Origin of the sequence: Mesorhizobium sp. M7A.F.Ca.US.002.01.1.1, assembly GCF_004022955.1 — a bacterium.
Lineage (GTDB): Bacteria > Pseudomonadota > Alphaproteobacteria > Rhizobiales > Rhizobiaceae > Mesorhizobium > Mesorhizobium ciceri.
In genome coordinates this window covers 1-13,548 of the sequence record NZ_RZQE01000026.1, presented here as the reverse complement: position 1 = coordinate 13,548, position 13,548 = coordinate 1, and the positions used below count along the sequence as shown (strand labels likewise).

13 protein-coding genes are annotated in these 13,548 nt (G+C 59.6%); 5 read left to right on the top strand and 8 right to left on the bottom strand.

Features of this window, described 5'->3' with window-relative positions; genetic code table 11:
• Position 1 precedes the first annotated feature (1 nt).
• Both EN932_RS05335 and EN932_RS05330 read left to right on the top strand, forming a co-directional pair.
• The gene (locus tag EN932_RS05335; protein ID WP_013531723.1) at positions 2-988 is read left to right on the top strand and encodes a dipeptide ABC transporter ATP-binding protein; all 987 of its coding nucleotides are present in this window, start codon (positions 2-4) and stop codon (positions 986-988) included.
• A 138-nt stretch (positions 989-1,126) separates the two neighbouring features.
• Positions 1,127-1,429, top strand: a complete 303-nt coding sequence (locus EN932_RS05330) for a DUF982 domain-containing protein (RefSeq protein WP_024503323.1) — start codon at positions 1,127-1,129, stop codon at positions 1,427-1,429.
• Between the two features lie 108 nt (positions 1,430-1,537).
• Here EN932_RS05330 and EN932_RS05325 read toward each other — a convergent pair whose 3' ends face one another.
• From EN932_RS05325 to EN932_RS05315, 3 genes are all read right to left on the bottom strand, one after another.
• Positions 1,538-2,236, bottom strand: a complete 699-nt coding sequence (locus tag EN932_RS05325; RefSeq protein WP_164753615.1) for a DUF1194 domain-containing protein — start codon at positions 2,234-2,236, stop codon at positions 1,538-1,540.
• A 150-nt stretch (positions 2,237-2,386) separates the two neighbouring features.
• Positions 2,387-3,028 (bottom strand): hypothetical protein, encoded by a 642-nt coding sequence (locus EN932_RS05320; protein ID WP_245461133.1) that lies wholly within the window; start codon positions 3,026-3,028, stop codon positions 2,387-2,389.
• 108 nt (positions 3,029-3,136) lie between these two features.
• On the bottom strand, positions 3,137-4,135 hold the full coding sequence (locus tag EN932_RS05315) for a DMT family transporter (protein WP_127388402.1): 999 nt from the start codon (positions 4,133-4,135) through the stop codon (positions 3,137-3,139).
• A 151-nt stretch (positions 4,136-4,286) separates the two neighbouring features.
• Here EN932_RS05315 and EN932_RS05310 point away from each other — a divergent pair, with 151 nt between their 5' ends.
• Positions 4,287-6,269, top strand: coding sequence for a BTAD domain-containing putative transcriptional regulator (locus EN932_RS05310; RefSeq protein ID WP_127369951.1), 1,983 nt, complete (start codon positions 4,287-4,289; stop codon positions 6,267-6,269).
• 974 nt (positions 6,270-7,243) lie between these two features.
• Here the strand turns inward: EN932_RS05310 and EN932_RS05305 are convergent.
• Both EN932_RS05305 and EN932_RS05300 read right to left on the bottom strand, forming a co-directional pair.
• On the bottom strand, positions 7,244-7,540 hold the full coding sequence (locus EN932_RS05305) for a GlsB/YeaQ/YmgE family stress response membrane protein (RefSeq protein WP_127365561.1): 297 nt from the start codon (positions 7,538-7,540) through the stop codon (positions 7,244-7,246).
• A 241-nt stretch (positions 7,541-7,781) separates the two neighbouring features.
• A complete protein-coding gene (locus EN932_RS05300) occupies positions 7,782-8,576 on the bottom strand; it encodes a PRC-barrel domain-containing protein (RefSeq protein ID WP_206523552.1) in 795 nt (264 codons plus the stop codon).
• 561 nt (positions 8,577-9,137) lie between these two features.
• On the opposite strand from EN932_RS05300, the gene EN932_RS05295 reads away from it, so the two are divergent.
• Positions 9,138-9,440, top strand: a complete 303-nt coding sequence (locus EN932_RS05295) for a hypothetical protein (protein ID WP_127365563.1) — start codon at positions 9,138-9,140, stop codon at positions 9,438-9,440.
• Between the two features lie 66 nt (positions 9,441-9,506).
• Positions 9,507-10,517 carry a sensor histidine kinase gene (locus EN932_RS05290; protein WP_127365564.1) on the top strand — a complete coding sequence of 337 codons (1,011 nt, stop codon included), beginning with the start codon at positions 9,507-9,509 and terminating at the stop codon, positions 10,515-10,517.
• Between the two features lie 39 nt (positions 10,518-10,556).
• Here EN932_RS05290 and EN932_RS05285 read toward each other — a convergent pair whose 3' ends face one another.
• From EN932_RS05285 to EN932_RS38350, 3 genes are all read right to left on the bottom strand, one after another.
• Positions 10,557-10,922: a response regulator gene (locus EN932_RS05285; protein ID WP_127365565.1), complete on the bottom strand. Its 366-nt coding sequence runs from the start codon at positions 10,920-10,922 to the stop codon at positions 10,557-10,559.
• 544 nt (positions 10,923-11,466) lie between these two features.
• Positions 11,467-12,297, bottom strand: a complete 831-nt coding sequence (locus tag EN932_RS05280) for a hypothetical protein (RefSeq protein ID WP_127365566.1) — start codon at positions 12,295-12,297, stop codon at positions 11,467-11,469.
• An 879-nt stretch (positions 12,298-13,176) separates the two neighbouring features.
• On the bottom strand, positions 13,177-13,548 hold a 372-nt coding region (locus EN932_RS38350), incomplete at its 5' end, for a hypothetical protein (RefSeq protein ID WP_206618913.1).

Below are 13,548 nucleotides of genomic sequence, written 5' to 3'. Positions count from 1 at the left end.
GATGACCGACAAGAACCGCCCCATTATCGAGACGCGTTCGCTGGGCAAGCGCTTTTCCATCGGCAGCCGTTTTTCCGCCGAAGGCAAGCGAACCGTTCATGCGGTCGACAATGTTTCCCTGACCGTGTGGCGCGGCGAGACGGTCGGCCTGGTCGGCGAATCCGGATGCGGCAAGTCCACGCTGGCGCGCTGCCTGGTGAGGCTCTACGACATATCGGACGGCGAGCTTCTGTTCGAAGGCAACGATATCACCTCGAAGTCGCTGTCCGAACTCAGGCCGCTCCGGCGCCGCCTGCAAATGGTTTTCCAGGATCCGTCGGCATCGCTCAATCCGCGCCGGCGCGTCGGCGACCTGGTGGCCGAGCCGCTGCGCATCCATGGCAGGCTCTCGTCGAGCGAGATCACCAGACGCGTGGCGGAACTGTTCGACCTTGTCGGCCTGCTGCCGGATCACGTCATGCGGTTTCCGCACGAATTTTCCGGCGGGCAACGCCAGCGCGTCGGCATCGCGCGGGCTATTGCATTGAACCCGGACCTCGTGGTCCTCGACGAACCCGTCTCCGCGCTCGACGTGTCGGTGCAGGCGCAAATCGTCAACCTGCTTGCCGATCTGCAGGAGAAGCTCAATCTCACTTACATCTTCATCGCCCACGACCTGTCGGTGGTACGTCAGGTTTCAACCCGCATAGCGGTCATGTATCTCGGCTCGATCGTCGAAGAAGGGCCGGCGGAAGAGGTGTTTGCAGCACCGGCCCATCCCTATAGCCAGGCGCTGATCTCGGCGGTTCCTATCGTGGAGACGACGCCCAGCGGGACGCGCAAGCGCATCATCCTCACCGGCGACGTACCGAGCCCTCTGAACCCTCCAACCGGCTGCCGTTTCCATCCCCGATGCCCGATCGCGGCGGAGCGCTGCCGATCGGAGCGGCCGCAGTTGCGGGAATACCGCCCCGGTCGCAAAGTCGCCTGCCACTTTCCGACGATGTAGGCGACACTCACCACCGCACAGGTGATCGCCTTCGCCTGACAGATTTCTAAAAAATTCCATTTTTGGCTGGAACCAACCGGCTGTTGGTGCGTTTGGTGGGGTTCGATCGAGCGCATTGCGGTCGACCGGGAGGAAACGATGGATCAATTGCATTTCTTTTCGCCCGTGCGGATTTCGCGCGGGCAAGGACACCCTGCGGAAGAAATCGATAGTGTTGCCGAAGCCATGATGTTCTTGCGGAAATGGCCAACGGGACGGCGCGGTCCGGTTTATCAGTGCGCGCTGAACTGTTGCTCGGCCGCTTTGTCGGGCCAGATGTCGGCCGAGGAAGCAAGGAAAGCGTTCACCGGCTTTGCCCGCATCACGCGCCTTCTCGACGATGACATGGCTTTGCCGGTAGGCGGCGAAGGCAAGGCAAGCGTGCACGCATTGCGGCGATAGGCTGTTGTCCTGACGGTCCTACAAGGTCTCGCGCTGCAGGGCGCGGGTTCTCGTTGAGCAATGCGCTCCGGGATGGGGCCTCGAAAGTTCGTCCTACATGGCACACTTTCACAGCGGACGGTCGTCGTTCATGCTTACTTCAGTCACGAGCTTGCGGCGAAGCGCCATGGTGTAGTCGTCTGGCCCCTTCGGCGTCATGACGAAGGCCTGGGAACCGCCAATGACCGATTTGGCAAAATAGGATGCCAGAGGTTGGTCGGGATTCTCATCCTCCGCCGGGATGGCGATGGCATTGATCGTATATCCCTTGGCTATGGCGTTCGACCTGCTCGGCTGGACGGGAAGCCCGTCGTTGTTCTCGCCATTGGAGGAGATATCGATGACTTTCTTTGCGGCCTTTCCCGGGAACTGGTCGAGCAGGAGACTGCCGATGTCGATAGCCGAGGAGACGGATGTTCCGCCACGCCCTCTGCGGATGAAGCCGGTATCGCCTTTCCTGCTGATCACCGCAGCCGCCGCTTCGGCATCTTCCAGTCCGCAGATGCTTGTCCACGGCAGCACGACGCGCGCGTGTCCGGGGCTCGACCACTCAAAATAGGCAACGCCGATGCAACCAACATAATTCCGGCTGATGGCGGCGATGATCTCTGGCGAGGTGAGTGCCGCGGCATGTCCCTCGCGTTGCATATCGGCGATCTTCGGATCGATGGATGACGAAAAGTCGACCGCGAACACGATGGCGACGTCAACGTTCGCGGCATGGGCAGAGACCCCCCAAAACAGCGAAGCTGCAAGTATTCCTGTCATTCTCGAGATTGAACCGGCCGGCGTCAGGAGACTGCCCCAGCCTGTCATCCGCACCCGTTCGCGAAAGGGTGGGGGGCCGGCGTCCTGATGATACACACTGCCAAACATGTCATTCCCCATCTCGACATCCGGTCGTTTCAAAAAGCGGGTTCAACTAGTGGAAATCTGGCGGGTGGCCTTGGTGCCCACGCCGAAGAGCAGCAGATCGGCCTTGGTCCACAAGAGATAACAGCCGAGCAAGGTCAGTGGCATGGCGAGGGCCGCGAAGGAGCCGCTCCACCAGACCTCAGGCAAACCGCGGGCGAGGGCCACTGTCGTCGCCAGCATTGCCGGCAACCGGCTGGCGAGCACCGCACTGCGGAACGGATCGGGCCAAGCGGCCGGCCAGATCGAAATTGGCGTGCCGGGCCTGTGAAAGGTGCTGCCGAATTTGCCCAGCGCATGCAGCAGGCCGGAGGTCGCCGCAAGCAATGGATCGCCGAGCAGCAACAGGGCAATGCCGAGCCCGATCGCACCCAGGCCCGACAGGAAGTCGCCCAGACGGTTGAGGGCGGGATCGGGAGCATCCGGCCTTGCCCAGGCCCGGTGATAGGCCTCGCCGCCCCAGAAGAAGACCAGGGTGGTCAAGGTCAGCGCAACAGTGCCATGGCTGCCAGCGAAATATTCGATCACCGCCATGGTGACGCTGCTTCCTTCATGCAGGCCGACCGGCGCGGTGGCAATCTGGATCGCCAGACCGACAATGAGGCCGAGCGCATTGCCGCTGTTGTAGTAGCCACCCGGTCCTTTCATGCGGGCGCGAAGCGCCGATACCAAATGTGCGACCGGAAGAAGGATTGTCCGCGCATCCATCACTGCGCCCCCGCGACAAGTCCGGCCGGGTCTGGAATACGTTTCGCATCACCGGCAAGGGCCATCACATTCCTCCACTGGACCTGAATTGTTGGGATGACGATCGCCCGCCCGATTTGCGGACGCAGTTGCAAAGGCAGGGGCCGCGTCGAAGGGTTGAACCGAAGCGGTTCGCAAGGACGTGCGTGCCTGCAGCGCTCGGTTCGACATTGCAACGGACAGGATCGCACCCAGGATGATGCCGGCACCCAAGACGCTCGCGGACGAGCTCCGCTCGCCGAGAAAGATTGCCGCGCCCAGCGCCCCGAAAACGCTTTCTGCGCTGACGATCACGGCGGCGTGGCTGGCCGGCGTAAAGCGGAGGGCAACCGTCTGTATGCCGAAGGCAATCGCAGTGGAGAACACGCCGAGGATGACCAGTTCCGGGCCGGCTGCGGATGCGGCGGCCAGCGACAGATTGCCTTGCATTGCACCGAGCGGCAGGGCGAAGGCTGCGGCGCCGAAGAACTGTGTCGCGGCAGCGGTGAACGGCCGCGCATGCACCTGCATGTGCCGGCCCAGCTCGACTGCCCAGAGCGCATAGCAGGCAGCCGAGAGCACAGCGGTAAGATCGCCACTGCTGAACCCGGCTATCCCATCCGACAACAGCAGGGCTCCAACAAGGGTCAATCCGGCGGCGATTGTAAGACTCGCTGTCGGACGTTCGCCTACGAGAAACCAGGCGGCCAGCGGTGTCATTACCGTTGCCGTGCTTACCAGGAAGCTCGCATTGGTGACGGAGGCCCCGAGATAGCAAAGCTGCTGGAGCGTGATGGAGATGGCAAACAGCGCGCCCACCTTGGCCAAGCTGGAAAAATAGTCCGGCCCGAGCGGAAGCCGCTTCTCCATGAAGACAAAGGGCAGCACAAGCAGCCCGCCGATCAGGCATCGCAGACCCACAGCACTCAGCGCGTCGAGATGCACAAGCACCATCTTTTGCGAGACATTGCCGAAGCCCCACAAAGCGGCTGCAAACAGCAGCAGCAAATTGGCTCTTGTCCTGGACACGCGCCCCCCTCGAACCAAGCCTTTCGTTGACTTGGTCGCCTTAATTTAGCAAAGCCTAAACAGCCTGCCGTTACGGCAGCGCTTGAGCGCGAAGGCCGACTGTTGCGAAGCGTTAGTTTTGAGTTAGGATTTCGTCAGGCTGGGATAGCAAATGCAAAGTGAGGACAGCGGCGCTGCAAATAGAATCTCACTCTTCGGCGGTTTCCGGATTGAAAATGAAACGGCCGGCCCGCTTCGGCTGACCGGGAAACGAGGGCCGGCAATCATCGCCTATCTGGCCCGGTGTCCGGGCATGGCGGCGACGCGGGAGAGGCTGGCTGACCTCCTATGGGGCGACAGCGACGCTGAACATTCGCGCAACAGCCTTCGGCAGGCCCTCAGTGTCCTGCGCCAGGATCTGGCGCGAGAGGGGGTGGATCTCATCCATTCCAGCGGTGAGTTGATCGCCCTGAGGCCAGAGCTGGTTCAAGTCGACGCGGAGAAGTTCGAAACGGGTCTCTCGGCCCGTTCCGCCCAGGAGCTGGCGAAGGCCTTGGCGAACTACACCGGGCCCTTCCTCGACGGGCTTTATCTGGGAAGCAATGCGTTCGATGACTGGATCACATCGGAACGCGACAGGCTGCTCGGCCGCGCGCTTGAGTCCTTCGAAAAACTGGCCCGTCTCGTCGACCCCGATGCCGGGCTGATCCTGGCCGATCGTATTCTGACCATGGAACCGACACGGGAAGAATCCTATCGGCTCAAGATGGAATTGCTGCTCGCATGTGGCCAACGCGACAGGGCAATCAGGACATACGAAGCCTGCAGAAGCATGCTGAAGAAGGAGTTCGGCGTCGAAGCCGGCCCTGAAACGCGGGCGCTTTGGCAATCTCTGTTGCTTGCCGCCGACGACGCTTCAAATGTGCAGTCGACAAATGGTGTTCCGTCCAGCCAGCGCCTTGGGCGTCCGTCCATCAGCGTTGCCGACTTCGTTAATCTGACCGGAAAGCAAGGCGACGACTTTTTCGCCAAGGGCCTTGTCCAGGACATCACGACAGCCCTCTCCGGAGTGGCCGACTATGTCGTGCTCGCCGCGCTTCCGTCCGAGAAGAGCGGCCCAGGCGAAGAAGCCAAGACACCAGGGATACTCCGGGCGCGATATATGCTCAGCGGCAGCGTCCAGAGATCCGGCAATGGGTTGAGGGTGAATGTCCAGCTCGTCGATGCCGCCGGCGGCCACCATGTCTGGGCCCAGAAGTTCGACGGCCACTCCGAGAACGCGCTCGAATTCCAGGACAGGATCGCACAGTCTGTTGTTCTTGCCGTGATCCTCGAACTTCAACTGACCAACTGGAAGGTTCGAGACAAAAGCCCGCCAGGGATCCCTGAAGTGCGCAGGCTGGTGAACGAAGCCCTCATGAAATATTTTGAGATGACTCGGGACTCACTTTTGGTCGGGATAGAGCTCGCCGAGAAGGCCTTTTCGATAGGTCCCGACAACGCCCGTGCAAAGCGGACGCTCTCAATCGTAATATCCATGGGCGTGGCGTTTGGTGCGCTGCCTCGGGAGCGTGGGGTGATCGAGCGTGCGGTCGAGCTTGCGGAAGCCGCAGTGCGGGCGGTACCGGACGATGAAATTGCCCGATGTATTCTGTCGTTCGCTCTCGAAAGTTGCGGTCGCATCGACGAGGCGATCGCCGAATGCCGCCACGCGATCAGCCTCAACCCAAGCTACCCGACTGGCCACGGCGATATTTCGATGCTCTTTGCGTTGCGCGGACAGGTCGACGAAGCGGTGCGTGAGGCCAACGAAGCAATCCGGCTCGGAACGCACGATGTCATTGACTTCTGGCGCCACCACGGCCTGGTTGTGGCGCTCTTCGCTGGCGGAGACAACCAGCGGGCGCTCGAAGCCGCCCGCAAAGTGGTCAGGACAAAGCCTGGCTTCGTTCGCGGCGCCCTTTATTGGGCCGCGACCGCGTCGGCCACCGGAAACAACGAAGAAGCGTCCCGGGCCATCCACCATTGCCTGTCACAACTTCCGCATCTCAATCTGAGCAACGTCTGCCCTGGCTTTGTGCCGCGCTATGTAAAGGATCATCATCATTCCCGGTTCCTTGAGATGCTGTCGAGGGCTGGCCTTCCCAGTTCCTAGCCACATCGTTGGCGCAGACACCGTCATACGAAGCTGGAGGGTTCCGTCCTCCGCCCAGGCATCGAAAGCAGACGACGCGTTGGCAATTCCGGCCAGGTCGACCTATACGCTACCCTGCGATTGAGGTATTCGACGCCCCACGCCGTGGCGCCGGCCAGTCATCCGCCGATTTGCGGCTTGGGCCTATCATGGCGCGTGATAGAGCCCGTACGACGCGATCCAACCTGTCGAAGTTATGAAGCATGAAAGATTATCAAAGGTTTAGGATAGCCATAGCGCCCATGATGGATGGGACAGATACATAAACAAAATCAGATAGTTATGGCCGTTTGTGTGCAAAAACTGCACACGGGAATTCTGCTCTCTTCTTTTCCGTTCCACCGATTGAGCCGCCGACAGTCCTTTCGGACGCTCTTCTGCCGACGAGAGTGACCACTCCAATGGAGATGTTCGCCGGAAGATCCGTGAGCCTCATTGTCCGCCGCGGCGTTAATTTGCGATGCGCACACGGATCGACCGCAACTAACGAGGCTGTTGTCGCTCACGTTGAAATTTGCCAATGGCCATTTCTTGGGCGATTCCTGCGTGCGAAGAAGGAACTCTTCTACCATCCCGAAGTTCGGGCTCGCATTAGGAGAGCCGAGATGGCCTGTAATTCAGCTGCCAACGACAATCATCTGTCGAGCAAGGAGCCGGTCAACACGCCGGAAACCTCTCTCTAAGATGCGATTGAAGAAGACAGGGCGCGGCGCCGCTACAAAATGGCACGGCGGGCGATGAAACTTAAGGCGAAACACTAAATGCCGTGGTCCAACGATGATGGTCGTAACGAGCAGGCGACAGCCGCTGCGGCACTTATTGTAGAGACAGAAAGGGCCGAACGCGCTGCCAAAACCGCGCGGTCCTAGCAGCCACTTTCTTGCCTCAGTGCGGCTCATTGACCAAGGGCGGATCGCCCGCCGAGGGGGAGATGCCTACCGCCACCGACCTCTCCATCCGCCTCCGAAACGCCCCGCGCCAGCAACCAAGCGGATGACAAGCAGAAGTACAATGGCGCCGACGGTTGCATTGATGATCAAACTGATCGTTCCGCTTCCGAGATGGACCCCTACGCGGGGCAGCAGCCAGTCCCCTATGAACGCTCCGATGATCCCGATCGCGATGTCCCCGATCAAACCAAAGCCTGCGCCCCGCACGATTTTTCCGGCCAACCACCCGGCAATAAGGCCCACTACCAGTATAACTATTATGCTCTCGTTCGACAGATGCATGGTGATCCTCTAGGTTTCGTTTCCGCAGCGCAATTCGTGTCTGCAACCAGCGACTAGTCCGTAGCCGATCCGCCGTCCCACGAAAGCCAAAGCACTTCGATAGTGCGACGCCGCCGTCGCACGGCGGCGATTAAGCAGTTCGGTCACCATTTGCACCGCTATGACTCGCCGCGGTCTTTCTGTATTCGGGCATGGCAACATCCGTCGTCAATCCGGTCGCATGTGCAGATAGCGCAAAAGCTCACTGAACTTTAATCGTGGGTTGCTGCCCTGCCTGCAGGTCGAATGGGACCGGGTGAGAATCCAGCTTCTCGAAGATGGCATCGTTCTTCGCTCGCCATGCTTCGTCTGCGAGCCACAGATATTCGTGGTCGGGCATCAACGGAACGGCTTTCACATCGGTACTGGAGATGCGTAGATAGTAGCTGTTCCGCTCCTGATTGACCTGCATGTAGCGCAGAGGGACGATGATGCTGTCTTTGCCGGCGATGAAGAACCCGCCTGAGGCAATGACTGCGTAGTCGAATCGGTTCTTGGTTCCTAAGACGATGTTGCGAACTTCGCCAACGATCTTGTCATCCGAACTGCGAACCTCGGCGCCAACCATCTCGTCGACACGCAGACCAGGTTCAAGCTCGTCGAGATTGATGAGAGGTCCTGCTCCTGGAGTGTTGCGTTTGCCCTGAACTTCACCACCTTGAGCCTGCTGCGGTTCTTCGGCGGCGACCTGCTCATCAGCAAGGTCCTCGTCGTTCCCCCCAAGCTTCGCCATTGATGGCGCGGCAATCAGTTGTCGAATATTGGCGAGCAAGCGCTCGCAATCGTCCTGTAGCCCGTATGACCACAGCAGGAACGCGGCATTTCTGAGGGTTCGCAGATCACGAACAAGATAGCGATTTTCCGGATTACGCAATTCCGGGCTCTTGAGAACAGCCTCTTCGAGCTTGGCATCGGAAATGTTACACACGGCGAAAGCCGGCTGGACGCAAAGCCCTATCAACAACGCCACCGGCGCCGCGATCCAAACCAATCTCATTGAAAATCCCCTCGGCGGCCATTCCTTCGAAAGGCGTGCGTGCCTCAAACACGCGCCAGTCATGACCGCTGAACTAGCCCACCTCAACACTCCATACGACTTTGGTTCCAACTTACGACGGTTGATGACCGGAAAATTGCTGCTGAAGTTGTCATGAGGTGCAGGCGAGATCGCCAACGAGTATGGGTTGAGGGTCGCCGAGGGGGCTATTGACGACATAGCGTGTCAAAGCAAATTCGGGTTCGACAGCCAGTGTCGAAAAGCGACTGACACACCGCTTGGTCCCATCTCGGATTAAGTCGCCCCCTGTGCATTTAGCCATATCACCGATCGTGGTCCCAGCACGTGCCTCGGGGGGACACGCGCGTTTTGGAGGGCTGGGTTATTGTGGAGAACTATGGTATTCAGGGTTGCCCTCCCAACGTGGAGGGCCCGCGACGATCCAGCGGTCCAGCCTCCGCGGCTGTAGCGTCCCGAAATAGCACGTCCTATCTTTCAGCTCTTAAACATCGCGCTTCATGCCCCGCGTCCAGGGTATGCCTGCAGCGAAGAAGGTACCCCATGGACGAAACACACACCAACGCGCGCGAACAATTTTTTGCGGCTATACGTATCCTTGCGTCGTCGCCGGACAGCATCCAAACCCGATTGATCGGCGCTACACCGAGCATTCTTCAGGTCACAATCGATGAATTCGAGGGCGCGCGTGAGCTCAAGGTGAGATTTGCCCGAATTCTAGACCTCTTGGCTGTCGATAAGGACGATCTCGAAACCGCTGCCGTCGAAACCGCCGCGTACATGACGGATTTCGAAGCGACCAAGGTTGCGGATCTGATCTGCGACTTCTTCTCGGATCTGGAATAGAGCTGAGCGGAACGTTCGCCTCGCGACACTTCAAGACGTCATCTTGCGACACCTTTGCGAGTTTCCATGACCTCCACTGCCGAACACCTGAAGCCCTTATTGTGGGAGCCCAGGAATTTGATCCGGGCCATAGAAGCGGCGGGTGTGACGCTTTGGTCGTGGAATGTCGATAGCGATGCGCTGGCTATGGATGAGCGGGCGTATGACCTTTGGGGCATACCCCGTTCTACAGACGTTAAGTTTGAAGATCTGTCAGCACACATCCATCCTGCCGACCGCGACCGGGTGCGAGCGGCTTTCAATGCGACGCGTGCGATTGTCGGCCCCTATGAGATCGATTTCCGAATCATGATCGGCGACGAACTCAAATGGATCTCGGCCCGGGGGCAAGGCGACGATGAAGGCATGGTTCAGCGGCTCATGTTCGGCATCTTCATTGATGTCACAGGGAGGAAACAGGCGGAGGAGGGCAGGGAGCTTCTGGCCGGCGAAATGAGCCACCGTGTCAAAAACCTGTTGACCATCGCCTCCGGCCTTACCGCTATCACGTCGCGTTCGACGAGCACGACCAACGACATGGCGCGCGAGTTGACGCAGAGGCTAACTGCGTTGGGCCGCGCCCATGATCTGGTCAGGCCAGTGCCAGGCCAAACCAAGGCAGCCTCGGCGCTTCTTGGCGACCTTCTGACAGTACTTCTGGCGCCTTATGATGATCTGGGCGCCTTCAGCGGTCGCATTCGGGTTGCGGTGCCCAGGATGAGCGTTGGCGAGTCTTCAACAACCATTCTCGCGCTTGTCATCCATGAACTTGCAACCAATTCCCTCAAATACGGCGCTCTGTCGACCGAGACTGGGACTTTGGACGTCTCGTGTTCGGCGCAAAGTGAGGCCGTCTCGATCGTCTGGACAGAAAGCGGCGGGCCGGCCGTCAAGGCACCGACGGCTGCCCCAGGATATGGCAGCAAATTGGTTGAACGCAGCGTAACTGGTCATCTGCGCGGCTCGATCGAATACGACTGGGCAAAAGATGGGTTGGTTGTCACCCTGAAGGTCGAGCCAGAGCGCCTTGCGCAATAATCTTTCAGTGGCCTCGGTGGCCAAAACTCGTCATCGGCGTCAGAGCGATAGGAGTTGTCGCAGGCAGGTTGCCACCGCTGCGTGATTGTATGGCTTGCCGATGAACGCGCTCCCTTCCGGGAGATCCGCAGCCGCCACGACGCGATGGCCTGACGTCGCTACGATCTTGATCGGCGGCCATCGGTTGCGAACAGCGGCCGAAAGTTTCAGGCCATCCATGCTGCCTGGCATGTCGATGTCGGTGAACATAACATCGATCGTGGCATTGGCCTCAAGTATGGCTATGGCTTCGTCGGCATTGGCGGCCTCGAAAACCAGAAATCCTTCACCTAGGAGTGAGTCGGCGATGTTCATGCGGATTAGAGGTTCGTCTTCAACAACCAAAACAGCTATAGGTAGCGACATCGGATTCTACCTATAATTGATAATCACGATCCTCAACTCCTGTGCGCCGAAATCGCTCCATTGAAATTCCACAACGGCCATTTGGCGCTGACCACCCGCCGCGTCCAGGTAAGACTCTCAGGATCATCCCCGCCGTGCAGAAAGGTTACGGGAACGTTTGCGGCTAAACCGCTTGCAAGTTCCTGCGCGTCAATCGTCAGGCAACACATCCATTAAAGCAGGTTTTGTCAATTCGGGCGAGCTCGGGGGTGCGAGCCAAATGCTGGCTTTTCGCGAATGCGGACCGAACCGAACCAGTCCGGGAACGGGCCCAAATCTGCCTGTCAGCAATGCGTATCAAGGTAATTCCGTTGGATGGCGCGCCCTCCCCAGCGGACTTTGACCCCTCTGGCTACAGAATCCGGACTGAGGGCCGGCAACTGCGCATGCAGGCAGGCTACTTCTTGAAGGTAGCCGGTACGATTAGGCCCGAGGCGCAGACTGCGTTTAAGGATAGAGGCCAGATAAGGGCTCACCGCGATGGTGCAATAGAACGCGGGCAGTTCTATTGCGAAACCGTGAACCCACACTGCTTCTGTTCCATCTCGATCTGCTTCGTAATGCGGATGGCGTTCTGCGCGTACGCTTCGGTCACGGAGCCGCTGTTCACGGTCTTGTCCTTCAGTGGACTCACGGCTGCGCAGAGGTGAAAGACATGTGGCTCTGCGGACTTTTTGGCGCCGTTTTCCGGCGCGATCCAGTAGACAACGTCCTGACCGGCGGGGTGATTAGCGTCCTTCGTGGCGGCCGTCACCGCATCGGAGTCCGTGGAGATCTGTTGCGCCTGGGCGGCGACGTCGGGCGAACAGGCTGTGGTTGGCTGCCCTGTCTTAATCTGGGTGGCGCACGCGTTCATGTCCTGGGTGTATTGCTCGACCGACGGCGGTTGGTAGCTGACGCCGATCAACGTCGCGAGCACGGCAAGTGCTGCGCCCACCCCGCCGGCAACCTTCTTGGTCCGCGGATCCATGTTCTTGTCGGTCAAGATCAGCAAAACCAGGGGGAGGAACGCAATCAGGGTGATGAGGGCTCCGAGCTGGTTTTGGAAGAAGAAACTGGCCGTGTCGGATGCGCGGGCCGGATCGTGCCTATTGGCCGCCTTCCACAGCAAGTTGCCGGCGATTGCGAAGACCGCGATCCCGACCAACAAGCCGATCAGCAGCGGCATGTTGCCGTGCTCGAACTTGTGCTGGTAGAACAGGTAGATTCCGGCGATCTCACCGCCAATGGCGACGATCCAGCAGAACACGGCGAAAAGGCGCAGCCGCGTCGCGGAAGACTTTTGGCCCTGCGTCGCTTGCCAATCCTTGGTAACGTCTGGCCTGTTGTCGCTCATGTCCAAATCCCCCGATATCGACACTTTTGCGAGAGCGGCGGCAAATCGAGGGCCAGTCCATCCGGCGCAGCGTCATTGAACCAAAGTCTTTATCAGCTGCCTTGGCGACGCGGCGAAAATGCGAGCGCCGCACCAGGCCACGTCCCCATCCATATTCCGCATGAACTGATCCGTCCATACCCACGGACGCAGACGACGATGCGCCAATGCCCAAATCGTTCCTTTGCAGGGCAGGCGGCATCCTAGTGTGCGATGTCGCGGCATAGAAGGGCGGTGGTGCTCCTGGGCCGACCGAAACCGCATCTACGAGCTGCCGACCTCCCGCTAAACTGCGCCAGAACTCACCGTCAAGCTTCGCAAGCGTGACATCGAGCGCGCGGGGCGCGTCCGATTGGCCGGCAGGCCTAACCATCTCTCCGAGACCACACTGTCGCATTTGCGCGTGAGAAGGGAGCAGTGCGAACGCGCGAGCTGACTGAGATCGGAATTCCGCTGCTATCTAGCCCGCTGTGCGACGAGGGGCTGCTTGAGAAGGTTGGCTATGGGATCTATCGGGCCTCAGATCGCGAGGCGGTATGAAGCTGTGAGATAAGCTCTCGCAGAGGCCAAGCCCCCACAGGAAATGAGCGAAGGTGGACGTCGGCAGAGCACCGGAAAAGCTAGCGTGACATTTCGGAGAGACCGCGCGTGCGCCCACTCTTTGATTTCACCCGCGAAAGTGATGCCGCTTTGGGGCAAAGCGTCACCCCACAGTTTCATACTCGCTTTGCGATCCGCCCATACCCTTCACGACCGTGATGAAGTTCGCCGTTGTCGGGTAGATCGAGGAAAAGCGGGCCATGCAGCCCTAATGCAACCCTGAAAGATGTGCATCCGCCGTTATGCTATAAGCTCGCGGCGTTTATCGGCTGCGGCGCATTCCCGGGGGAACATCCCTGCGTCAGCGGCGTTCGGCTTGATGGCTTTCGTACCGGATTTGCGTCTGCAACGGTCGTCCTGTTTGTGGTGCTGCTCTTCACCCATGCAGCGCGAGACCTCAACACGTCGCCGATCTACCATCACTTGTGTCGCCGGTTGCGCGGTAGCGGCGTTGCTGACTTCGTCGGCCATCGCAGGAGTGTCAGGCCCGAACCCTCGCGAAGCTTGGCGAGATCGAGCTTTTTGCGGTTGGAACTCCAGCGCTTTGCCGTCCTGGCAGATAGCGAGAGACCGGTCACTCAGCACCCCTTCGCCCGTTAATCGAGGTAGGCC